Source organism: Azospirillum himalayense (genome assembly GCF_042657465.1).
GTDB classification, from domain to species: Bacteria; Pseudomonadota; Alphaproteobacteria; order Azospirillales; family Azospirillaceae; genus Azospirillum; species Azospirillum himalayense.
Genome location: NZ_JBHSLC010000049.1, coordinates 218437 through 242038 on the forward strand (window position 1 = coordinate 218437; position 23602 = coordinate 242038).

The following is a 23602-nucleotide window of genomic DNA, read 5'->3' on the forward strand; positions in this document are numbered from 1 at the left end:
GGCGGGCGGGCGTGGCCGCAGCTAATCCCGGGGCTGCTCAGGCAGGCAAATAGTCTGTTCTAATCAAGGGGATCACTTCGCGTGATGGTCCGCCGTCACCGATGAGGTCGATCGCGCCGCCTCGAGAAGCCGCTCGTTCATGATGTCCATGAAGCGGACGGCGGCGAGGCTGAGCGGGCGCCGCGGGTTGTGTATCCAAGCAAGCGTGCGCGCGATGGCCGGGTCGACGATCCGGTGCGCCCGCAGAGTGCCGTCGGACAAGCCGCGATGGACGCCGATGCTGGGCAGAACGGTCACCCAATCCGTGCGCGCGACCAGTTCGGCGATGGAAATCAGCGAGTCGATCTCCAGCTTCGGCTTCAGATCGATCCCCTGGACCTCCAACTCCTGCTCGAGCACCGCGCGCAGGCCGTGGCGCTTGGACGGGATCACGAGGCGGTAGCGGGACAGGTCGGCCAGCCGCACCGGCTCGACGATCGCCGGTCCGTGGGCGGTGCCGCTGACCAGGACCATCTCCTCGTTCAGGATGTCCTCGGTGGTGAGCGCCAGCTTCTTGCGGGAGCGGTTGATCAGCGCGATGTCCAACTGCCCCGTGGTCACCTGCTCCACGAAGTTGGCGGTGTAACCTTCGGTGACGTTCAGTTCGACGCTGGGGTACTGGCTCGAGAACCGCTCGACCGTCTGCGAGAGCGCCGACTGGGTGACGGACGCGATCAGCCCGATGGACACCTGGCCGGAAATCCGGCCCGACAGGTTGCTGATCTCCTGCTTCGCCGCGGCGATGTCCCGCAGGATCGGCAGGAACAGGCGGTACATGGTGCGCCCCGCGGCGGTCGGGATCATGCCCTGCGAGCTGCGCTCGAACAGCTTCTCGTTCAGCTCCGCCTCCAGCTTGGCGATCTGCATGCTGAGCGCCGGCTGCACCACGTTCAATCGCCGGGCGGCCCGCGTCACGTTTCCCTCCTCGAACAGGCAGACGAAATACTGGAGTTGCCGCAGGTCCATGACGATCTCGCAGGGTCGAAGGGCGCCGGGTTGGCACCGCACCGTGATTCCGTCAGGTTTCTACCATGGAATCGCCGGTTGGCCCGGCGGCCCGCTCCGGCGACCGATGGACGGCTGACCGGCCGGAGCGCCGGGCCGTTTCGCCCCAGCGGCGAACCTTCCCGCTGTCCAGGTCGAAGAGGTCCAGCACCCGGCCGACCGTGTGGTCGATCATCTCGTCCAGATCCGCCGGCTTGGCGTAGAAGGCCGGGACCGGCGGGGCCAGGATCGCCCCCATTTCGGACAGCGCGGTCATGGTGCGCAGATGCCCCAGATGCAGCGGCGTTTCGCGCACCATCAGGACCAGCCGCCGCCGCTCCTTCAGCACGACATCGGCGGCCCGGCTCAGCAGGCTCGTCGTGGTGCCGCAGGCGATTTCCGACATGCTGCGCATGGAGCAGGGAGCCACCACCATGCCCATGGTGCGGAAGGACCCGGACGAGATCGACGCCGCGATGTCGTCGATCGGATGGGCGACGGAGGCCAGCGCCCGGATGTCGGCGATCTTCCAGCCCGTCTCCATCGCCGCGGTGATCTCCGCCGACCGCGACATCACGAGATGGGTCTCCACATCCAGCAACCGCAGGGTCTGCAGCATGCGTATCCCGTAGATCACGCCGGACGCGCCGGAAATGCCGACAATCAGACGCGGCGGCGCGGCGGCCCGCCGCCCGCTCTCCCCGTCCCCGGCGTCCCTCCAGGCGGAGGCGTTCGGAACCATGTTCATCAGTCACTTCCCTCGCGACGCGGACCAAACCGAAACCCAGTATGGAAGCGCCGCACGACGATCACTAATAGTGATTGCTAATACCCGCAATCACGATCCCTGATGGCGGACGCACCCCTCATACCGACCAGTCGATGGACGGAGCTCTCAAACGGCCGGCTTTCGCATGCCGATGCTCCTCCATCATTTTTCATGATCGCTCCAATGACTCGAAGTTATTTGATTAATTGGCGCCACAAAGCGTTTCATGGACGAACTAAGCCGGGCCGGTCGATGAACCGCGGCAGTCGAGGGAGTGACAACGTTGATCGAACAGAAGCAGACGACCGAAGCACAGGAGCAGCATGACGAGTCCGCTTCGGACCTATTCCTGCGTCAACTGTCCGCCTGCGGGGTCGACTACTTTTTCGCGAATGGCGGAACCGATTTCCCGCCGATCGCCGAGGCCTTTGCCCGCGCGGCGGAGCGCGGCACGGACGTTCCTCGCCCCATGGTGATCCCGCACGAGAACGTCGCCGTTTCGATGGCCCACGGCGTCTACATGACGACCGGCCGGCCGCAGGCGGTGATGGTGCATGTGAATGTCGGCACGGCCAACACGGTCAACGCGGTGCTCAACGCCAGCCGCGACGAGACCCCGGTTCTGCTGTTCGCCGGCCGCTCCCCCTACAGCGAGACCGGCCGGCACGGCACGCGCACCCGCTACATCCACTGGGCGCAGGAGATGTTCGACCAGGGCGGCATGCTGCGTGAAGCGGTGAAGTGGGATTACGAGCTGCACCTGCCGGAGCAGGCCGCCGATCTGGTCGCGCGGGCCTATCAGGTGGCGATGACCTCGCCGCGTGGCCCCGTCTACGCGACCCTGCCGCGCGACGTGCTGGCCGACCCCATCCGCGTCTCCCGCCCCGACAGCGGCCGCCGGCCGGCGCCGGCGGTGCCGCACCCGCAGCCCGACGACATCCGCCGGCTCGCCGACTGGATCGCCGCGGCCGAACGCCCGCTGATCATCACCCAGGGCGCCGGGCGCACCAAGGCGGGCTTCGACGCGCTGGCCCGCGTGGCGGAGCGCTTCGCGATCCCGGTGGTGTCCTTCCATCCGCGCTTCCTGAACATCGCGGCCGACCACCCGATGAACCTCGGCTTCCAGCCGGGCGAGCTGCTCGCCAGGGCCGACCTCGTCATCGCGCTGGAGGCCGACGTTCCCTGGATCCCGAACCTCGAAGCGCCGCCCGACGGCTGCCGCGTCGTGCAGATCGGCGAAGACCCGTCCTTCACCCGCTACCCGATGCGCAGCTTCCCCACGGATCTCAGCCTTATCGGCGACACCGCGACGGTCCTCGAAGCGGTCGAACTGCGCCTGACCGGCCATGACGGCCTCGACGAGGGGCGCATCGCCGCCCGCGGCGCCGTCCTGCGCACCCAGTCGCGCGCCCTGGCCGCCAAGCGCCTGGCGCCGGACGCCATGCCGGCGGGCTCCGCCATCGGTCCGGAATGGCTGAGCGCCTGCATCGCCGAGGCGGTCGGCCCCGGCGCGCTGATCGTCAACGAATACCCCCTGCGGCTGGAGCATTGCCCGCAGACCGCGAGCGGCAGCTATTTCGGACTGAGCGCCGCCGGCGGCCTCGGCTGGGGCCTGGGGGCGGCACTGGGCGCCAAGCTCGCGAACCCGGACCGGCTGGTCGTCGCGACGCTCGGCGACGGCGCCTACATGTTCGCCAACCCCACCGCCTCCCACTGGGTCGCGGAGGCGCACGGTCTGCCGGTCCTGACCATCATCTTCAACAACCAGCTCTACGGGGCCGTGCGCAACGCCACCATGGCGATGTACAAGACCGGCGTCGCCGCGCGCGACGGCGGCCGCATGCTGGCCGACCTCAGCCCGGCGCCCGCCTACGAGAAGCTGGTGGAGGCGAGCGGCGGCGCCGGCTTCCGCGTCGAACGGCCGGAGGACCTGCGCGAGACGCTGCGCCGCGCGGTCGCGGTGGTGACCGGCGAGCGCCGGCAGGCGCTGGTCAACGTGCTGTGTGACTACTGATGTCGGCCCGGGACCAAGCCATGGCCGGGGTCGCCGCCCCGGCAAGCCCCGCAACCCCGGCAGGCGCCGCGAAGCCGGCGGGCGGCTGGGGGACCGGCGGCCTGTCCACGGAGGCTGCGCGCCTGCGCCGCCGCTTCCCGACGGTCGCCGACCTCGCAGCGCAGGCCCGGCGGCGGACGCCGCGCTTCGCCTATGACTTCGTGGCCGGCGGGGTGAACGACGACCTCGGGCTGGTGCGCAACCGCCGGGCGCTGGACGCCATCGAGATCGTGCCGCGCTATGGGTTGGACGTTCGCTCGGTGACGACGGAAACGACCCTGTTCGGTCGCGGCTACGCGCTGCCGGTCGGGGTGGCCCCGATGGGGCTGGCCGGCCTGCTGTGGCCGGACGCCGACGAGTCCATCGCCCGGGCGGCGCAGCGGGCGCGCATTCCCTACGTGATGTCCACGGTCGCCAACACCTCCATCGAACGCATCGCGGCGATCGCCCCGGACGTCTTCTGGTACCAGCTCTACAACGTGCCGGAGAACGACCACGCGGTGTCGCTGGACCTGATCCGGCGGGCCCAGGCCGCGGGCGCCCACGCGCTGGTCCTGACCATGGACGTGCCGGTGCGCTCCAAGCGGGTGCGCGACGTCCGCAACGGCCTGGTCGTGCCCTTCCGCCCCACCCTGCGCACCGCGTGGGACGTGGCGTGGGCGCCCGGCTGGGCGCTGGCGATGCTGCGGAAGGGCCAGCCGCGCTTCCGCAACTTCGAAGCCTATCTGGGGCCGGACGCGAGCACCGCCGATCTGGCGAGCTTCGTCTTCCAGAAGATGACCGGCCCGCTGACCTGGGACTCGGTGGCCCGATTCCGCGAGGCCTGGAGCGGCCCGCTGATCGTCAAGGGCATCCTGCATCCCGACGACGCCGAGACGGCGGTCGCGCTGGGCGCCGACGGAATCCTGGTGTCGAACCATGGCGGACGCCAGTTCGACGCCGCCCCGGCCACCGCCAGCGCGCTGCCCGCGATCGTGGAGCGGGTCGGTGGACGGGCCACGGTCCTCGTCGACGGCTCCATCTCCTCGGGCCTGGACCTGCTGCGCGTCCTCGGCCGGGGCGCCGTCTCCGCCTTCGCGGGACGCGCCTTCCTGATGGCCTACGCCGCGGCCGGCGAGGACGGCGTCGACCACGTCGTGCGCCTCTTCACCGAGGAACTGCGGGTGGCGCTCGCCCAGAGCGGCGCCGCCGCGATGGGCGTCACCTTGGGCGCCGCTCCGGGCGCCGCCGGGGGGCCGGCCGCTCCCCATCATCACCCATAACCAACCGGCGCCCCGAACAAGAGCCTCGGCAACGGGCCTGGCGTCATCACACTCCGGGAGGGTATCCGCATGGAAGCCAATTGGACGGCCATGTCCCTGGCTGTCGTCTACATCCTGGCGATGGGCGTGGTCAGCTACGCCGCGCGCCGCTTCTCCAACACCGCCCACAACTTCACGTCCGGCGGCACCACCTACCCCGCCATCCTGGTGGGCTTCCTGCTGATGTCGGAATTCATCGGGACGACCGCCAGCGTCGGCACCGCCCAGGCCAGCTACAAGTGGGGCATCTCGGCGGCGTGGAACCTCGTGGCGCTGGGCATCGGCTTCATGCTGTACGCCTTCCTGTTCGCCCGCAAGTTCAAGGACCTGGGCGAGAACACCATTTCCGGCGCCCTGGCGCGGACCTACGGCGCGCCGACCAAGATCGCCACCAGCGTCATCATGATCTTCGCGCTGCAGATCGTGGCCGTGTCGGTCTACGCCAGCGGCGGGGCGGTGCTCGCCGGGCTGCTGAAGATCGACCGGTCGCTGGCCATCGTCTTCACCGGCCTGTTCGCCGCGCTCTACGTCGGCATGGGCGGGATGCGCTCGGTCATCTACACGAACGTGATGCACGCCGTCGTCAAGTACATCGGCATCATCGTCGCCACCGCCTTCGCGCTGAGCCAGGTCGGCGGCTGGTCGGAGCTTCGGGCGCAGCTGCCGCCGGCCATGTTCACCGTCGACAACGCCGGCTGGCCGCAGATCCTCGCCTGGATCCTGGCCGGGACGGGTGCCGTCTTCTCCACCCAATACGTGCTTCAGGCGATCAGCACGGTCGGCGATGCCGGCAAGGCCCAGAAGGCCAGCTTCTACACCTCGGTCCTGCTGATCCCCTTCGGCATCGCCGCGGCCATCTGCGGCATGTGCGCGGCCGTGCTGTTCCCGAAGATCAACTCGCTGCAAGCCTTCCCGATGATCGTGGCGCAGATGGACAGCATGATGGCGGCGGTCGTCGTCGCCGGCCTCGCCGCCTCGCTGTTCGGCACGATCTCCGCGATCAGCATCGGCACGGCGACGCTGCTCTACAAGGACTTCTACCTGCCGATCACCGGCAAGGCCGCGGGCGACAGCCAGTCCCTTCGGTTCGTGCGGGTCGCCGCCATCGTCGTCGGCCTGCTGCCGATCCCGCTGGCCATCTTCGCGCCGGACGTGCTGAAGGTGACCTTCCTGGCCAAGTCGCTGCGGCTGACCCTGGCGGTGCTGGTCCTCTTCATCTTCTACGCGCCGACCTTCGGCAGCCCCAAGGGGGCGGTGACCAGCATCGTGCTGTCGCTGTTCCTGACCATCGGCTGGTACATGGCCGGCGATCCCTACGGCATCGACAACGCCTACATCGCGCTGGTCATCCCGCTGATCGTGATGAGCATCAGCCACCTGCCGCGCCTGATGACCTCCGGCAGGGCCATGCGGGACACCGCCTGACGGCGCGGGCCGGGGGAAACACGGTACCCCGGCCCCCCGCGTGGCCCCGCCGCGTCTTTGAAACTCTTCCAGCAGGGCACAAACGCCATGAGCGCGCACATCATCGAACGCATCCACTCCCAGGACCCGCGCAGCAAGGCCTTCGGCCTGCGCGGCTGGCTCGACCGGCTGGCGGCGACCAACCGCCTGACGGTGATGCGCCCCGGTGTCGGGCTGGTCCATGAGCTGGCCGCCGCCGCCAAACGCCTGGACGGCACCACCGCCACCCTGTTCCCCCGCCCGGACGGGCATCCGGGATCGGTCGTGTCCGGCCTCGTGTCCGACCGCGCCTGGATGGCCGAGGCGCTGGGCGTCTCCGGCGACGCGCTGATCGCCCACGTCCGCAAGGCCGCCGACGCGCCGCTCCCCTGGCGCGAGATCACCAACGCCCCGGCGCAGGAGGTCGTGCACCGCGGCCCCATCGACCTGACCCGGCTGCTGCCCATCCCGACCCACAACGAGCACGACAGCGGCCCCTACATCTCCGCCGGCCTGACCATCGCGCGCGATCCGGAGACCGGCGTCCAGAACGTCTCGATCCACCGCTGCCAGATCAACGGGCCGGACCGCATCGGCATCCTTCTGCTGCCGCGCCACACCGACCATTTCTACCGGAAGGCCGAAGCGAAGGGCGAGTCCCTGGAGATCGCGCTGGTCATCGGCGTCGACCCGGCCACGCTGCTGGCCTCCCAGGCGATCGTGCCGGTCGGCCAGGACGAGCTGGAGATCGCCGGCGCGCTGCGCGGCGAGCCGCTGGAGGTCGTGCGCTGCCTGACCAACGGAGTCCGCGTCCCGGCCCGGGCGGAGATCGTGATCGAGGGCCGTCTGCTGCCCCGCGTCCGCGAGGCCGAGGGGCCGTTCGGCGAGTTCCCGCAATATTACGGGGAGCGGGCCGACCGCCACGTCATCCAGGTGGACGCGGTGACCCACCGGCTCCGCCCGATCTTCCACACCATCGTCGGCGGCGGGCTGGAGCATCTTCTGCTGGGCGCCATCCCGCGCGAGGCGACCATCCTCGCTTCCCTTCAGCGCAATTTCCCCGGCGTGCAGGACGTCCACCTGTCGCTGGGCGGCGTCGGGCGCTACCATCTCGTGGTGAAGCTGCGGAAGACGCAGCACGGCGAGGCCAAGAACGTCCTGCTCGGCGCCTTCGCCGCCCATTACGACATCAAGCACGCCGTCGTCGTCGACACCGACGTGGACATCCACAACGCGCGCGAGGTCGAGTGGGCCGTCGCCACGCGCTTCCAGGCCGACCGCGACCTCGTGGTCATCGGCGACAGCCAGTGCTCCAAGCTCGACCCGTCCACCGCCGACGGGCTGGGCGCCAAATGGGGCATCGACGCGACCATCCCGGTCGACGCACCCGAGATGAAGTTCAAGCGCATCCGCGTCCCCGGCGAGGACAGCGTGGATCTGGACCGGCTGGTCGATCCCGGCGCCTCATGGCGCACCGCGATCGGCTAGCTCCGGCCGGCCGCACCGAGTCACGTCCCCACTCGCGCCGATCCGGAGTCCAAAAGGCCGGATCGGCCGCCTTTTTTGCCGGGTCTGCACCCGTCACCCTGTTTCCATCGGCAGACGTCTCCGCGCCATGGCCCCGCGCCATCCGGGGACGAACAGAACGAGGACCGCGCATCATGTCGAAGGCCATGCGGATACACCAGGGCGCGTTCGGCCGCGTCGCGCTGCTGGACATGGACCACGCGCTGATCCACCACGCGCACCCCCATTGCCATGTGCTGATCAAGGCATCGGGCGCCGACACCCAGTTCGCGGTGCGCGAGCGGTGCCACCCCCTGCGCGACGACACGGCCGTGCTGGTGAACAGTTGGGAGGCGCATTCCTACGCCCACCAGCCGGGGGCGCCGGGCACGGTGATCCTGGCGCTCTACATCGAGCCCGGCTGGCTCGGCGCCATGCAGCGGGAGTTCACCGCCAGCGGCAACCCCGGCTTCTTCGCCCACCCCTGCGGCGCGCTGACGCCGCACATCCGGCGCCTCGCCGATCGCATGACCGCGGAGCTGCTGTACGGCGATCCCTCGGCCGAGCGGATGGAGCAGGCGCTGTTCGACCTGATGCTCGCCATCGTCGACCGCTTTTCCGACTGGCGGAGCCTGCGCGGAGCCGCCCTGTCCCCGGTCACGGCGCCCACGGACTTCCGCATCCGGCGGGCCATCCGCTACATGGGCGGCAACCTGGGGGGGGAGTTCGACGCGGCGCGCGTCGCCGCGGCCGCCGGCCTGTCGCGGGCGCACATGTTCCGGCTGTTCCAGCAGGCGTTGTCGATCACGCCGGCGCTGTATTTCAACGTGCTGCGGATGGAGGCCGCCATCGGCGCCATGGCCGCCGGGCGGGAGAGCGCCACGGCGATCTCCGGCCGGCTCGGCTTCGCCGCCCCCAGCCATTTCAGCCGCTTCTTCCGCAACCACCAGGGCGTGACGCCAACCGAGTACCGCCGCGTCGTCACCCTCTACAGCCAGCCCGCCGCCGCGGGGGCGTGACCCGCCGCGCGACGGCGAGGACGGCAACAGGGACGGCGGGGCGTCAGGCGGCGCGGATGCCGGCGAGGAAGCTCTCGATTTCCCGGCGCAGCGCCTTGGCCTGCTGGGCCAGCGCGCTCGACGCCCCGGTCACCTCGGCGGCCGCGCTGCCGGTCCGCGCGACCGTCCGGTTCATGCCGGCGATGGTGCGGCTGACCTCGGTGGTGCTGTGGGCCGCCTGCTGGACGTTGCGGGTGATCTCGCCGGTGGTGGCGCTCTGCTCCTCCACCGCCGCGGCGATCGCCGCGCTGATCTCATTGATGCGGGCGATCGTCCGGCCGATCCCGTCGATGGCGGCGCTGGTGCCCTGGGTCGCCTCCTGCACCGCGGCGATCTGCGCCGCGATGTCCTCGGTCGCCTTGGCGGTCTGCGTGGCCAGTTGCTTGACCTCGCTGGCGACCACGGCAAAGCCCTTGCCGGCCTCGCCAGCGCGCGCCGCCTCGATGGTGGCGTTCAACGCCAGCAGGTTGGTCTGGCTGGCGATGTCCTGGATCAGCTTCACCACCTCGCCGATCCGCATCGCCGCCCCGGTGAGGTGGGACACCGAACCGGTGGTGTCCAGGGCCTGCGCCTGGGCCTGGGCGGCGACCGCGTTGGAGCTGGCGACCTGCCGGCCGATCTCCTGGATCGAGCTGGTCATCTCCTCGGTCGCCGCGGCGATCGTCTGCACCGTCACCGCCGTCTCCTCGGCGGCCGCGGCCGTCGTGGTCGCCTGCCGGCTCGCCTCGTCGGCGACCGCCGTCATGCCACGCGCCGTGCCGTCGAGTTCGCCCGCGGCGCCGTCGACCGTGGACAGGATGCGGGTGATCGAATGGTCGAAGCCGGCGACCGCCGCTTCCACCGCGCGAGTCCGCTCTTGGCGCCTGGCATGCTCGGCGGCCTGTTCGGCGGCCAACCGGTCGGCCTCCTTGGCGGTGACGCGCAGCGCCTCGACCGCCGCGGCGATCTCGCCGATCTCGTCGGTGCGCCCGCGCGCCGGCACCGCCACGTCGCGCTCGCCGCGCGCCAGCTCGGTCAGCACCACCGTCATGCCGACCAGCGGATCGACGATGCGCCGGCCGATCAGCATGGCCACGCCGACCACGGTGAGCGTCACGAGCGCCAAGGCGCCGACGGCGAGCAACAGGCGGACAAAGGCCGCGCCGCGGGCCGCATCCGCCCGGGTCAGCGCCTCGGCGACCGCGGCGTCGCGCACCGCGAGCGCCGACTGCACGCCGCCGACCAGACGGGACCAGGCGTCCTGGAAGGAGATCGCGTAGTCGCCGCCGACGCGCCCCTTGGCGGTCAGCTCGGCAATGAGGGCGTCGGTGGCGCCGAAGAAGGTCGTCTCGGTGCCGCGCAGCGCGGTGGCGAGGGCCGGGGCGTCGCCGAGCTGCGCGGCGGTCGCCTGCAGGCGCGCCCAGGCGTGATGAGTCTCACCGGCCAGGAAGGCGGCCAGTTCGATCTCGCTGCCGATGAGCGGCCGCTTGGCGCCAACGACGGTGGTGAAGATGGCGACACGGCGTCCGCCGGCTTCGCGCATGTCCCAGGACAGGCGGGCGATTCCGGCAAGCCGGGCGACGTTGGGGTCGGCGAGCGCCACGCCCTGTTCCAGGCCGTTGGCGATGCCGCCCAAATCCTTGACGCGGGCGACGATGCGCTCACCGAATCCCTTAACGAAGGCTTGGTCGCGCTCGGGCTTGGGGCGGCCGATGGCCGCGTCGACCTCGGCGTGGAGTGCCGCCAGCGCCTGCTCGACCGCGCGGAGCGTCTGGAGCGCCGCCGCTCGGCCTGCGTAATCGGCGGCCTGGACGGTGCGGTTGGCCTCGGCCAGTGTCTGGGTGATGTCACGGCGGGCGGCGGCGATCTTGGCGCGGGCCTCATCGCTGGCGGGAGCGTCCGCGAGCAGGGCTCCGTTCTGAAGGCCGCGGCTCAGCACGACCTTCTCGGTGACCCCCAGCACCGCTCCGATGGACTCCGAAAGCGTGCGGGCGTCGACGGCGCGGCGGTAGTTGCCCCACTCTCCGGCCACGAAGGTGACCGACACCACCCCGGCCACCGTCGCCATAGACAGTACGCAGGAAAGAAAAACCGCCCGGATCCTCATGCAACGCTCCTCAATACAGACTGCACGCCATGCTCTTCAAAGCTAAAAGCGGTTCCGCCACAATGTTGGTCATCGAAACATTATGATGTGGTAAACATTCAGCGTGCCTCACATTCGAATCAGCGCTGCCCTTGGGAAGTCCCCCTCCCAGCGGAGCGTGGCTGGAAGGGGGTGGAATGGCCTGTCGGCGCTCGGCAATCCGCCGTTCAGAGGCCCTTGAAGACCGGCTTGCGCTTCTCGTTGAAGGAGGCGACGCCTTCCGCGAAGTCCTCGGAGCCGCGCAGGCGGCCGTAGGCCTGACCCTCGATCTCGATGGCGCCGTTGACCGACACGTTGTTGCCGCTGTTCAGCACGCCCTTGATGGTGCGCTGGGCCAGCGGGGAGAAGCCGCGCAGCTCGTCCACCAGCGCGGCGACGGTCGCCTCCAGCTCGGCATCGGCGACGCATTCGGTGACGAAGCCCCAGTCGGCGGCCTGACGCCCCGGAATGCGCTTGGCGCGCATCACCATGTCCTTGGTCCGGCCGATGCCGATCATGTGCAGCAGACGGGCCGAGCCGCCGGAGCCGGGAATCATGCCGATGCGCATCTCCGGCAGGGCGAACTGCGCGGTCTCCGACGCGACACGGAAGTCGCAGGCCAGCGACAGCTCGAAGCCGACACCGAAGCAATAGCCGCGGACCTGGGCGATCACCGGCTTGCGGCAGCGTTCCGGGGCGGCGACGTTGATCGCCAGCTCGGACACATGCTCCGGGGTCTGTTCCAGGAAGCCGGCGATCTTGCCGCCGGAGGAGAAGTTCTCGCCCTCGGCCCGCAGAACGATCACACGCACCGCCGGATCGCGGTCGAGCGCCGCGAAGACCGCGCCGAACTGGTCGCGCTGGAGCATGCTGATGATGTTGAAGGGCGGGCGGTGCAGGACGATGTCGGCGCGTTCCTTGGCTTCGTCGATCTCGACGCGGAAGCCGTCGAGATCGGCGAGGAGGCGGTTGCTGCTGTCGAACGAATAGGGCTTCACGGGTTCTCTCCAGAAAAGTCGGGTGTTCAGAGCGTGGTGGGGCTGTGTTCGAGCTGGTATTCGCCGGCCTGGAGCTTGCGCCGCAGGATCTTGCCGACCGGCGACTTGGGAATTTCGTCCAAGAAGACGTACTCGCGCGGGCGCTTGAAGTTGGCGAGGCCGGAGGTGCGGCAGTGCGCGTCCAGATCGGCGGCCTCCACCCCCGGCTCCCGCTTGATGAAGGCGACCACGCGCTGGCCCCAGCGCTCGTCGGGCAGGCCGGCGATGGCGACCTCCAGCACGCCGGCGTGCAGGGACAGGACGCTCTCGATCTCGACGGGCGAGACGTTTTCGCCGCCGGTGATGATCATGTCGTCCACGCGCCCGGTGACGAACAGATCGCCGTCGCCGTCGAAGAAACCGATGTCGCCGGTGAAGTACCAGCCGGCGTGCAGCGCCTTGGCGTCGGCGTCGGGGCGCTTCCAGTAGCCTTCGAAGGCCTCGTCGCCCGACAGGTCGGCGATGATCTGCCCTTCCTCGCCCGCCGCGGCGACGTCGCCGGAGTCGTAGGAGCCGAGCCTCACGACGCGGATGCGCTGGTTCAGCGCCGCCTTGCCGGCGGAGCCGGGCTTGGCCGGGGCGTTCTGGTCGAGCGTGAAGGTGTAGATCTCCGACGAGCCGTAGTGGTTCACGAACAGCTCCGGCCGGAAGGCGGCGTCCAGCCGTTTCAGAAGCCCGTCGGTCATCGACGCTCCGGCGAAGCCCAGCTTGCGCACCGACGACACATCGGTGGCGGGGAAGCCCGGGTCGGCCAGCAGGTCGTGGTAGAGCGTCGGCACGAGGTAGAGGCAGGTCAGGCGCTCCGTCGCGATCAGCTCCAGCGCGCGGGCCGTGTCGAAACGCGGCAGGCAGACGAAGGTGCCGTCCACCAGAGCCATCGCCAGCAGGGAGCGCACGCCCATGGTGTGGTAGAGCGGCATGACGCCCAGCGTGCGCTCGCCGCGGCGGTAGCAGTTCTGGGCGACATGGGCCACGGCGGCGGCGCGCTCCGCCCGGTGGCGGCGCGGCACGCCCTTCGGCTTGCCGGTGGTGCCGGAGGTGTAGAGGAACAGCGACACATGGTCGTCCGTGGCGCGCGGCACCGCCGGGGCCGGCGCGGCGTCGAGCAGGGCTGCGAAGCGGTGGGTGCCCCCCGCCGCGTCGGAACCGACGGCGACCCGCGGCAGGGCCTGCGCGACGGGGGAGCGGGCCGTCGCCTCCGCCGAGACGTCCTGGAAGAACAGGGCGCGCACCTCGGCGTTGGGCAGGCAGTAGTCCAGCTCGTCCGCCTTCACCCGCCAGTTCAGCGGCACCACGGCGATGCCGGCCAGCTGGCAGGCCCAATGGATGGTCGCCATCTCCCAACTGTTCTGCAGGGCGGTGGCGATGCGGTCGCCGGGGCGCAGGCCGAAGCGGTCGAAGGCCCCGACCAGCCGGCGGATGCGGTCCAGCCACTCCGCGTAGGTCAGGCGCAGATCGCCGTCGACGATGGCCAGGGCGCTTGGGCTGCGCTCCGCGCTGGCCAGGATGCTGCGGCCGAGGTCAAACATGCGCGGCCTCCCCGCCCATGGTCTCTGAGGCCGCTGCTTGGCCGGTCACGTCCATCACGGCGCGGACGATGCCGGCGTAGCCGGTGCAGCGGCAAAGATGGCCGCTCAACATGTCGCGTAGCTCCTCCTCGGTGGGTTTCGGGTTGCGGCCCAGGTAATCGGACAGCGACATCAGGATGCCGGCCGTGCAGAAGCCGCATTGCAGGGCGTGGTGCCTCCGGAAGGCCTCCTGGAGCGCCGTCAAGCGCCCCTCGTTGGCCCCCTCGTTGAGCCCCTCGTTGGATTGGGACAGCCCCTCGACCGTGTCGATGCGCCGCCCGTCGGCCTGCACGGCCAGGGTCAGGCAGGCGCGCTGCGCCACCCCGTCGATGCGCACCGTGCAGGCGCCGCACACCCCGTGCTCGCAGCCGACGCGGGTTCCGTGGGCGCCCAGCTCGTGGCGCAGGAAGTCGCTCAGCAGCAGGCGGGGGTGTGCTTGGCCCGAGCGGGGCGCGCCGTTGAGGACGACGGTGACGGTGTGGCGCGCGTCGGCGGACAGGACGCCGGCAACCGGGGTGGCGGCCAGGGTGGTGGCGCTCTTCAGCGGCGGCATGACAGGGCCTCCTCGAGGACGGTGCGGCCGATGCGGCGCACGAGGTCGCGGCGGTAGCGGGCGGTGGCGTGCTGGTCGTCGTCGCCGCCGAGATCCCAGGCGAAGGCGTTGAGCGCCGCGTCGAGGTCCGGCGGCAGCGCGCCGCCGGCGAGCGGCCAGGAGCGCAGCGTCGGCCGGTCGGCCACACCGCCGACAGCCAGGCTCGCCCGCGTCCCGTCCACCGTCGCGGCGCAGGCGGTGATCGCGAAGTCGCCGTGCCGCATGGAGACCTCGCGGAAGGCGTGGCCGCTGCCGGCGGCGGCGAGCGGGAAGCGCACGCTCTCGACGATCTCGTCCGCCGCCTTCACCGTGGTCAGCGGGCCGAGGAAAAAGTTGGCGGCCGCCACGGTGCGGCGGCGCTTGGCGTTGCGCAGCACCACCGCGCCGCCGGTGGCGACGAGGCAGAGCGGGGTTTCGGCGCTGGGGTCGGCGTGGGCGACGGAGCCGCAGACGGTGCCGCGGTTGCGGGTCTGGAAATGACCGACCCAGGGAAGGGCGGCGGCGAGCAGCGGCACCTCGTCCCGCAGGGTCGGGCGGGACAGAAGCTCCGCCTGGGTCACCGCCGCTCCAACGCTCAGCCAACCGTCTTCGACACGCAGGGTCCGAAGCTCCTCCAGGCGGCCGAGGTCGATCAGCAGGCGCGGCTGCACCAGCCGCATGTTCAGCATCGGCATCAGCGACTGGCCGCCGGCGATCACGCGGGCGTCGTCGCCCCCCTCGGCAAGCGCCGCCAGGGCGTCGGCGACCGTGGCCGGCCGCAGGTAATCGAAGGACGCGGGTTTCATCGGTTCAGCCCCAGAAAGCGCAGAAGGCGGGCGAGGAGGCCCGGCCGTTCGGCCGGTGCCGGCGCGCCCCCGGCGCGGGCGACCAGTTTTTCGAAGAACTGGCCGATCAGCAGGCGCGACGCGCTGTCGAGCATGCGCCCCCCGACCGCCGCGACTTTGCCGCCGACCTCGGCGGAATAGCGGTAGGTGACGCGCGTGCCCCCGGCCGTGCGCTCCAGCGTGACGTGACCGGTGCCCCGCCCGGTGCCGAGAGCGCTCGCCCCGCTGCCGGTCAGGGTCAGCGATCGGGGCGGGTCGAGGTCGGACAGGGCGACCTCCGCGGTGTAGCGGCCGCGCACCGGTCCGATGCCGACCACCACCTCCGCCCGGTAGGCATTGGGGCCGGCGAGATCCAGCGCCTCGCAGCCCGGCAGCAGTGCGGCCAGCTCCTTGGGATCGAGCAGGATCGCCCAGACCTGTTCCGGCGGCGCCGGGACCTCGCGGCTGCCTTCCCCGGTCAGGCCGCGCCCGCCGGAGGCCGACGGCGCCGGTGCGGCCATCGCGCCTGCCGCCCCTGCCCCCGGCGGGCGCGGCGGCTCCGGCGGATGGATCAGCGCGGCGATCTTGGCCGGGGTCAGCGGCAGCGACGGCACCGGCCCGCCGAGCGCGTCGGCCACGGCGTTGGCGAGGCAGGCGGGCGTGCTCATGCAATTGCCCTCCCCCACCCCCTTGGCGCCGAGGGGCGTGACCGGCGACGGGCTCTCGCGGTGGAGGATGACCGGCACCGGCACCTCGCAGGCGGTCGGCACCAGATAGTCGGCGAAGGTGCCCGACAGGAAGCGCCCGTCGTCGCCGTAGGCATATTCCTCGTAGAGCGCCGCCCCCACCGCGTGGGCGAAGCCGCCCAGGATCTGCCCCTCCACCAGCAGCGGATTCAGCAGCCGGCCGGCGTCGTGCATGGTGACGTAGCGGTCGACCCGCACCGCTCCGGTGTCGCGGTCGATCTCCACCCCGCAGAAGTCGAAGATGAAGCCGTAGCAGGCCGAGCTGTTGATGTGGTCGGCGTCGGTCGGCGCTTTCAGCGGCTCCGGCGTCCAGAAGGCGGTTTCGCGCAGCGCCGCCTCCCGCCCGTCCGGCAGCGTGCCCGGCGCCCAATGGCCGGCGGCGGCGACGCGGGAGAAGGACAGGGCGTTGTCCGGGTTCCCGGCCGCGAAGACCTTGCCCCCGGCGAAGCGCACCTCCTCCGGCCGGCTGTTGAGCGATCCGGCGACCAGCACCGCCATGCGGTCGCGCAGCCGCGTCGCGGCGACCTGCGCCGCCCCGGCCACCGCCCCGGCGAAGCGGCTGGAATAATTGCCCGACGCGATCGACCAGGCATCCTTGCCGGTGTCGAGGTCGGTGTTGACGCGGATGTCCTCGAAGCGCAGACCGAAAACGTCGGCCACCACCTGGGCCAGCACCGTGCGGTGTCCCTGCCCTTGCGGTGCGGAGGAGACGTGGACCGAAACGCCGCCGGTCGGGTCCACCGCAACGCTGGCCGTCGCCTGCGCGCCGTTCTTCGGCCCGGCCTTGCGCCGTTCCTCGGTAGTCAGGACGGTGGTGATGTAGCCCATATTGGAAATGGAAGGCTCGACCACCGCTGCGTAGCCGATGCCGTAGAGCCGCCCCTCGGCGCGCCGCGCGTCGCGCCGGGCCTTCAGCGCCTCCAGCGCGCCGTCGCGCACGGCCTCCTCCAGCGTGGCGGGATAGTCGCCGGAGTCCAGCGAACCTCCCGACGCCGTGCGGTAGGGCATGGCCCCGGCCGCCACGAGGTTGCGGCGGATCACGTCGAGCGGGTCGAGCCCGAGCTCCGCCGCGACGCGGTTCATCAGCCGCTCCAGCCCGTAGTAGAGCTGCCCGCCGCCGAAGCCGCGGTTCAGCCCGGTCGGCGTCTTGTTGGTAACGACGATGCGGTTGGTCACCGCCAGATTCGGGATGTCGTAGGCGCCGGTCAGGTTGCCGTGGTTGCGGTAGAGGGAGGCCGGCTCGGGCGCGCGCAGATAGGCGCCGCAATCCTCCGTCTGCTCCATGCGCAGGGCGAGCACCCGGCCGTCGGACTCCACCGCCGCGTCGATGCGCATCCGCCGCGCCGTGGCCGAGGTGGCGGCCATCAGATGCTCCAGCCGGTCCTCCACCCACTTCACCGGACGGCCGGCGACGCGGGCGCACAGCCCCATCAGCACGATGTAGGGAAAGACCGCCTGCTTGTTGCCGAAGCTGCCGCCGGAATGGGGCGGCGTCTTCAGCCGCAGCCGCGATCCCGGCACGTTCAGCGCCTTGGCCATCACCGGATGGACCGCGAAGGGGCCGGAGAAGTTCGACAGGATCTCGTAAGCGTCCTCGGCCGCGTCGTGTTCGGCCAGCACGACGAAGCACTCCATCGGCGTGCAGGAGTTGCGCGGGAACTCCACCTCGATGGACACCGTGCGCGCGGCACGGGCGAAGGCGCCATCCGGGTCGCCATAGCGGAAGCTGCGGCTGTTGACGAGGTTGGAGCGGAGCGCCGGGTGCAGCGGCGCCGACGCCGGGTCCAGCGCCTGTCCGATCGAGGTGACCGGCGGCAGAGGACGGTATCGCACCTCGATGCGGTCGAGCGCGTCCTCCGCCTGGTAGCGGCTGTCCGCCAGCACCACCGCAATGGGTTCTCCGACGTGACGGACGCGGTCGACGGCCAGGCACCAGTGTTCCATCGGAGCGCGCACGCCGACCAGGAAGGGGCTGGCGAAGCGCTTGGCGTCGCTCCCTGTGACCACAGCGGCCACGCCGGGTACCGCCAGGGCGGCGGCGGTGTCGATGCCCAGGATGTCAGCATGGGCGTGCGGCGACCGCAGGATGGCCGCGTGCAGTGTCCCGGGCTTGGCCGGCAGATCGTCGGCGTAGCGCGCCACGCCGGTCAGCAGCGCCGCATCCTCCACCCGCGGCACGGAACGGCCGACGAGAGGCTGCGCACCGATCCCCGCCTCAACCGATGCTCTACCTTTCCGGTGGTCGAAGGCCTGTTGACCGGCCGCCCCATTCCAAACAGTTCGCATAACCGTCATGTCGGCCCTCCCATTGCGGGAAGCCTAGGGGACCGGGCGGCAAAAGCCTTTACCATGGAGTATCGCGATTTACCCGAGCGTCTGATTTTCGGTGAAGGCGAATGTTGACCATCCCCCGCAGCCGTGGACGCCAAGTTGTGCGGCCTGTCGCTCGGCCTGCTCAGAGCCCGCTTTGAAAGTGCGCTCAAGCCTGCTGAGCCTTGGTGACGGATGAACGCGGCGGCTGTTCGGAAGGGGAATTCCCGTCTGGAAGTCAGCGATGTGGACACCCGACGATCGTGCGCTGGTTGGGGACTTAGGGTCCGGCCAAGCGCTCAGCGACGATCAGTACCGCGTGCTCGAACCGTTGATCCCGCCGCCGAAGCCGGGTGGTCGGCCGCGCACCACGGACATGCGGCGCATGCTGGACGGGCAGTTCTACGTCGTGCGCACTGGCTGCCAGTGGCGCCACCTTCCGCCGCCGCCGACCCTCCCGCCCTGGCCAACGGTGTACGGCTACATGCGCGCCTTCCTCGCCGCGGGCGTCTGGGAGACGATGCGCCATCACCTGTTGTCATGCTGCGCGAGCAGGACGGCCGCCAAGCCAGCCCGACGGCGGCCATAATCGACACCCAGAGCGTCAAGACAACGGAAAAAGGGGGCCGCGCGGCTACGACGCGGCCAAGAAGATCCGGGGGCGCAAACGCCACATCGCGGTCGATACCTCCGGCTTCCTGCTCGGGGTCATCGTCCACGCCGCCAACATCCAGGACGCCGACAGCGCCTGAGGCCTGCTGAGCCGGGTCAAGCGGCTGTACTGCTGCCTCAAGTCGGTGTTCGCCGACAGCATTTATAACCGGCTCCCGGTCCCGCTCACCTGCTTCCTGCTCAGCCTGACGCTGATCATCGTGCGCCGAATCGCCGGGACCGGTTTCATCGTTCTCCCGCGGCGCTGGGTCGTTGAAAGATCGTTCGGCTGGTTTGGCCGATACCGGCGGCTGTCCAAAGACTACGAAGAACTGCCCGAGGTCTCCGAAGCCATGGTCACCCTGGCCGCCATCCGCCTCATGCTGCACCGCCTCGTCCATCCCAATCGAAAGCGTCTGCCACCGCGGTGACTTTCAAAGCGGGCTTTCAGCGGGTTGAACGTGACGGGGCACCCGCCTATTATCGCGCCTACTAAATATTATCATGGTAGTATAATATGCGTGCGCGAATAACAAAAATCCCGAGAGCCATCAGCATTGCATTTTTTATAGGCAGTGTCGCTGTCGCGTCTATGTGGCCAGATGCTTTGGCGCGCGCAGAGGTGCCCCAGGGAGGCAATGCTAACTTTAACATTCCGGTTCATTCAGCCCGATTTTCTCGTCAAAAGCCGATTGTAGCCGTAGTTGCTGAAAATTCATTCACTGAACTTACGGACTACGTGATTCCATTTGGGGTGCTTTCCGCATCCGGGACGGCGAGCGTGTTTGCGCTTGCTACGCAACAAGGTCCCGTGCAGTTGTTTCCAGCCCTTAAGGTGCAGCCGCAGGCAACAACCGCCCAATTCGATGCCCGCTTCCCTGAGGGCGCGGATTTCGTGATTGTTCCCGCGGTTCATCGAGTGGATGACGCCACGCTCATCGCGTGGATCCGGTCTCAAGCGGAAAAAGGTGCGACGATTGTTGGGGTTTGCGACGGCGTGTGGGTCGTCGCCAACGCTGGCTTGCTGCACGGGAAAAGTGCCGTTGGTCACTGGTATTCGATTGACGATCTCAAAGCCAAATTCCCGGAAACTCATTTCCTGCGGAACAGACGCTATCTTGCCGATGGCAATATCGTGACCACGACAGGGGTCACGGCCTCAATTCCGGTGTCCATCGCGCTCGTAGAGGCAATCGCAGGCCGAGAACGCGCAGCAGCGGTAGCGCAACATCTCGGGATCAAGGATTGGGGAGCGTCACATCGCGGTGAAGGCTTCAGTCTGACGCTGTCAAGCATCGTAACTGCGGCCACCAACTGGCTGGCGTTTTGGCTGCATGAGGACATCGAGATTCCGGTCACTCATGGGACGGATGAGATTGCCTTGGCTCTGGCCGCAGACGCCTATTCACGCACGTATCGTTCAGCCGCCTACGCCCAATCGACGACATCCGAACCAATCACCACGCGGTACGGTTTGGCCGTGCTTCCTGAGAGGGTGGTTGGTCTGAACAGGGGCAGTCGAACGGTCGAGTTGCCAGTCAACGTTCCAGCTGCTTTGATGCTTGATGAAACTCTCCGTCGGATCAGGAACACCTACGGCGCTGCAACCGAGGATTTTGTCTCGTTGCAGATGGAGTATCCAAAGCCATAAGCGCGCATTTGAGAAAGCGGCTAACCACGTTTCAAAACAGGCCGTCAGAGGTGATGTCGCCAATCGCCGCGTGCGAGCGTTGGCGATTGTCCATCAGGCAACGGCCGGTTCGCCGCCTCGCGCGGACTCTCCGGTCGCGTGCGCCAAGCAGGGCAGCGGCACGGCAAATGCCTTTCAGGCGTCACGCTCCAACAGAGGAACCGGCTTTTCGACCGCCCTGGACGCCCGATCACGGCGAAGTCGGGTGCCGGCCAATCGATCCACACGCTGGAACGGGCCGTGCGGCGTGCCTCCCATCTGCGCCAGGGTATCCTCGGCCTGCGCCTTGGCCACGCGGGCCATCTCGATTTCCGCCCGGAAGGCGGCGGATGGGGTCAGCGTGTAGATCTCGTCGTCGATTGATCGACCCTGGACCTGCCGTTCCAACTCGAAGGGTTCGATGATGCCGGCGTCCTGAACCGCCGCAAGAGAATCCCGGATGGTGCTGAGCGTGTCGCGGAAGCGCGAACGCTCGGTCATGCCGCTGTCGCGGATGATGGATCGTGCATTGATGACGATCGGTTCGTCCAGGTTCCCCGCCTCGTAGTACCAGGACAGCATCTTGTAGATCCATCGGCCCACCGGCGGCAGGCAGATCAGGGTCTCGTAGGAGACCATCCGGTAGCGCAGGTTGCGGATGTCGCTTGCCACCAAGTCGTTGAACTTCAGGTAAGCCATGGTGCCGCCGTTGACGCCGGCTTGGCCTTTCATCTTCTTGGTGCCGAAGTGCAGCGTGGGAAATGCCGAACTCGAGAGCACGGCTTCCTTGGTGCCGTCGTCGACGGTCACCTCGACGACGCTCTTGTGCAGAATGGTCAGAGCGTCGCGGATCTCGTAATGGGACAGAGTCTTGTTGACCTTGGCCAACTCCTTCTGGATCTCGTGCAGCGAGAAGCGCAGGACGATCTCGTCGTGCTTGTCCAGGCTGAGGCGGGCGCGCCGGGTGGCGATCAGGCGAACGACCTCCTCGACGATCTGTTCCCGGTTGCCGGGCATCACGACCTTCCAGCGGCTTTTGTCGTCCCTGACCCCGTCGTCGTCGTTGCCATCGGACCGCAGGCGCAGGCTGACCGGGTTGATGGTCAGCCGGTAGGAGCGGCCACCGGCCTGGAAATGCCGGTCAATCGGCGTCTCCACCATATCGTCGCCGAAAAAGAATCGCGGAGCGGTGTCCCACAGGCCGAAAGCGTTCGTCCGGCGCGGTTCGCCCTGCTGGACCGCCAGATTCTCGGTCTCGAAAAGCAGCAGTTGAACCGCATCCGGTCCGGTGCTGGCCGAGTTGGTCAGCTTCGTCGACGTCTGGGCCATGCCGATCGCTCCTTCATCCGTGCCGAGCGTAGGTCGAGATCGCCGCCGGCGCAACGCGCGCCAGCGGAGAACCCTTGGGAACACGAGGTTCCGCGCGCGCTGTTCTAGGATGCGCGCGCGCTCCTTCTAGGATTGGCGCGCGCATGGGAGCGAGACCCCCTGCCCCTTCTAGGTTTGGCGCGCGGTTGCCGTTCGAATCGGCCGCTTCCGCACGACTCGGAAATCGCGGTTCTAGGTTTGACGCGCGGTTCCAGCCGGCGGTGGTGGGCGGGCAACATCTTGTTGCTCATGAAGCCGCAGGCTACCGAATATCGGACCCCAAGCCGATGAAACGCGCGTCGTTCCTAGGGTTTCCAGAGGGGAACGAGCGTCTGCAGCGCGCGCTCCTCCTAGGAAACATGCGGTCGAGGATGCGCCGATGCGGGACGGTATCTAGGAACAGCGCGCGCTGAACATCCCGGCCGATGGCATCCTCCCCCACCCTTCCATGCGCGCGCTGTTCCTAGAACCCTCCTCATTCCCGCGATGCGCCGCGGCGTTTTGTGAGCCGACCAGCCGCGCGTGAATCCTAGAAGATGCGCGCGCGAAACCCAGAGAGTCCGAGTCCACCCGATTCTCGGGCATGCGCGCACCAATCCTAGAACAAACGCGCCCTGGTCCTAGAGATCCGCGTGCATATCCTCGAACAGCGCGCGCGGAACCTTGCATGAGCGCGCGACAAACCTCCAATGAGCGCGCGCCGATCCTGGAACGACGCCGAGTCCAGGTTGCGGCCACGCGCAAGGCTCCCAAGCATGGCAGGGAACGGGACGAGACTTCGGAGCCAGAGTGACCATGACCACATCGACCGACACGATCAGCCGCTGGGGCAAGATTCCCGCTTGGTGGCTTGACCACCCCGATCTTGAGGCCGACGGATTCGCCGTCCTGGCGGCGTTGGCCACCTACGCCGACGAGCAAGGCGTCTGCTGGCCGTCGCAGTCGACGCTGGCGGCCAAACTCAAGCGGTCGCGCCCGACGATCAACCGCATTCTGCAGCGCCTCGATGACATGGGTCTGGTCAGCATCGAACACCGCCGCGGCCGCGACGGCTCCCGGCTGTCCTGCCTTTACCGGCTGCGCGTCGAGCGGGACGGGGAGACGGTCGCCGAGGCCGCGACGCGCCCTGTTCAGAACCTCGACAGGGATGACTCGGAGGCGAACGCCCCCTGTCAGCCAGCGAGTCAGAAACACCTCCATTCCGAACAGATTCCTGACTCGCTCGCTTCGGGCGGGCGCGGGCCGGCGCATGACGTGCCTGCGGACTGGGTGCCGACCGCAGACGATCTCGCCTGGGCTCGCAGCCGCTTCGACACCGTCGACATCGGTCAACACGTCGAGAGCTTCGTCCTGCGTTGCCAGGCGCACGGCTACCGGTACCGGGACATCTCCGCCGCTTGGCGCGCCTGGCTGTTCCAGGATGCGGCGGCCGGCAAGGCACCGGCAGTGAAGACCCTGGCGACCGCCGAGACCACGACACCGGGATCCAACCGGCCGCGAGAGAGCGCCTCCGAGCAGCGCATCAACGCTTGGCTGGCCGTCGCGGCGCGGCTCAAGGGCACGCAGCCGGCCTCCCGTTCCTGGTCTTGAGGAGATTCACC

At 69.1% G+C, this 23602-nt stretch carries 16 protein-coding genes and 1 pseudogene; 8 read left to right on the forward strand and 9 right to left on the reverse strand.

Going from position 1 to position 23602, the window contains the following annotated elements; all coding sequences use genetic code 11:
* Positions 1 to 72: 72 nt before the first annotated feature.
* Positions 73 to 1005: a LysR family transcriptional regulator gene (locus tag ACFPMG_RS22485; RefSeq protein ID WP_376997426.1), complete on the reverse strand. Its 933-nt coding sequence runs from the start codon at positions 1003 to 1005 to the stop codon at positions 73 to 75.
* A gap of 52 nt (positions 1006 to 1057) precedes the next feature.
* The gene (locus tag ACFPMG_RS22490; protein ID WP_376997484.1) at positions 1058 to 1765 is read right to left on the reverse strand and encodes a UbiX family flavin prenyltransferase; all 708 of its coding nucleotides are present in this window, start codon (positions 1763 to 1765) and stop codon (positions 1058 to 1060) included.
* A 301-nt stretch (positions 1766 to 2066) separates the two neighbouring features.
* On the opposite strand from ACFPMG_RS22490, the gene ACFPMG_RS22495 reads away from it, so the two are divergent.
* The 5 genes from ACFPMG_RS22495 (at position 2067) to ACFPMG_RS22515 (ending at position 9114) form a co-directional block, all read left to right on the forward strand.
* Complete coding sequence (locus tag ACFPMG_RS22495; RefSeq protein ID WP_376997428.1) at positions 2067 to 3806, forward strand: thiamine pyrophosphate-requiring protein; 1740 nt, start codon at positions 2067 to 2069, stop codon at positions 3804 to 3806.
* 20 nt (positions 3807 to 3826) lie between these two features.
* Positions 3827 to 5107, forward strand: a complete 1281-nt coding sequence (locus tag ACFPMG_RS22500; protein WP_376997429.1) for an alpha-hydroxy acid oxidase — start codon at positions 3827 to 3829, stop codon at positions 5105 to 5107.
* Positions 5108 to 5176: 69 nt separating this feature from the next.
* The gene (locus ACFPMG_RS22505) at positions 5177 to 6571 is read left to right on the forward strand and encodes a sodium:solute symporter family protein (protein WP_376997430.1); all 1395 of its coding nucleotides are present in this window, start codon (positions 5177 to 5179) and stop codon (positions 6569 to 6571) included.
* A gap of 87 nt (positions 6572 to 6658) precedes the next feature.
* Positions 6659 to 8077 (forward strand): UbiD family decarboxylase, encoded by a 1419-nt coding sequence (locus ACFPMG_RS22510; RefSeq protein WP_376997431.1) that lies wholly within the window; start codon positions 6659 to 6661, stop codon positions 8075 to 8077.
* Between the two features lie 173 nt (positions 8078 to 8250).
* Positions 8251 to 9114: an AraC family transcriptional regulator gene (locus ACFPMG_RS22515; RefSeq protein WP_376997432.1), complete on the forward strand. Its 864-nt coding sequence runs from the start codon at positions 8251 to 8253 to the stop codon at positions 9112 to 9114.
* Positions 9115 to 9157: 43 nt separating this feature from the next.
* Here ACFPMG_RS22515 and ACFPMG_RS22520 read toward each other — a convergent pair whose 3' ends face one another.
* From ACFPMG_RS22520 to ACFPMG_RS22545, 6 genes are all read right to left on the reverse strand, one after another.
* Positions 9158 to 11239, reverse strand: a complete 2082-nt coding sequence (locus ACFPMG_RS22520) for a methyl-accepting chemotaxis protein (protein ID WP_376997433.1) — start codon at positions 11237 to 11239, stop codon at positions 9158 to 9160.
* A 206-nt stretch (positions 11240 to 11445) separates the two neighbouring features.
* The gene (locus tag ACFPMG_RS22525) at positions 11446 to 12255 is read right to left on the reverse strand and encodes an enoyl-CoA hydratase/isomerase family protein (protein ID WP_376997434.1); all 810 of its coding nucleotides are present in this window, start codon (positions 12253 to 12255) and stop codon (positions 11446 to 11448) included.
* Between the two features lie 26 nt (positions 12256 to 12281).
* Positions 12282 to 13823 carry an AMP-binding protein gene (locus ACFPMG_RS22530; protein ID WP_376997435.1) on the reverse strand — a complete coding sequence of 514 codons (1542 nt, stop codon included), beginning with the start codon at positions 13821 to 13823 and terminating at the stop codon, positions 12282 to 12284.
* On the reverse strand, positions 13816 to 14415 hold the full coding sequence (locus tag ACFPMG_RS22535; protein ID WP_376997436.1) for a (2Fe-2S)-binding protein: 600 nt from the start codon (positions 14413 to 14415) through the stop codon (positions 13816 to 13818). Before ACFPMG_RS22535 ends, ACFPMG_RS22530 begins: the two co-directional genes overlap by 8 nt.
* The gene (locus ACFPMG_RS22540) at positions 14403 to 15239 is read right to left on the reverse strand and encodes an FAD binding domain-containing protein (RefSeq protein ID WP_376997438.1); all 837 of its coding nucleotides are present in this window, start codon (positions 15237 to 15239) and stop codon (positions 14403 to 14405) included. Before ACFPMG_RS22540 ends, ACFPMG_RS22535 begins: the two co-directional genes overlap by 13 nt.
* Complete coding sequence (locus ACFPMG_RS22545) at positions 15236 to 18181, reverse strand: xanthine dehydrogenase family protein molybdopterin-binding subunit (protein WP_376997439.1); 2946 nt, start codon at positions 18179 to 18181, stop codon at positions 15236 to 15238. Before ACFPMG_RS22545 ends, ACFPMG_RS22540 begins: the two co-directional genes overlap by 4 nt.
* 376 nt (positions 18182 to 18557) lie before the next feature.
* Between ACFPMG_RS22545 and ACFPMG_RS22550 the strand changes: the two are divergent.
* Both ACFPMG_RS22550 and ACFPMG_RS22555 read left to right on the forward strand, forming a co-directional pair.
* Positions 18558 to 19395 (forward strand): annotated as a pseudogene (locus tag ACFPMG_RS22550) (IS5 family transposase).
* A 191-nt stretch (positions 19396 to 19586) separates the two neighbouring features.
* Positions 19587 to 20615, forward strand: a complete 1029-nt coding sequence (locus ACFPMG_RS22555) for a DJ-1/PfpI family protein (RefSeq protein ID WP_376997440.1) — start codon at positions 19587 to 19589, stop codon at positions 20613 to 20615.
* A 174-nt stretch (positions 20616 to 20789) separates the two neighbouring features.
* On the opposite strand, the gene ACFPMG_RS22560 is transcribed toward ACFPMG_RS22555, so the two are convergent.
* Complete coding sequence (locus ACFPMG_RS22560; protein ID WP_376997441.1) at positions 20790 to 21962, reverse strand: hypothetical protein; 1173 nt, start codon at positions 21960 to 21962, stop codon at positions 20790 to 20792.
* Between the two features lie 834 nt (positions 21963 to 22796).
* Between ACFPMG_RS22560 and ACFPMG_RS22565 the strand changes: the two genes are divergently transcribed.
* Entirely contained in the window at positions 22797 to 23591 is a 795-nt protein-coding gene (locus ACFPMG_RS22565) for a helix-turn-helix domain-containing protein (RefSeq protein WP_376997442.1), read from the forward strand.
* Positions 23592 to 23602 lie beyond the last annotated feature (11 nt).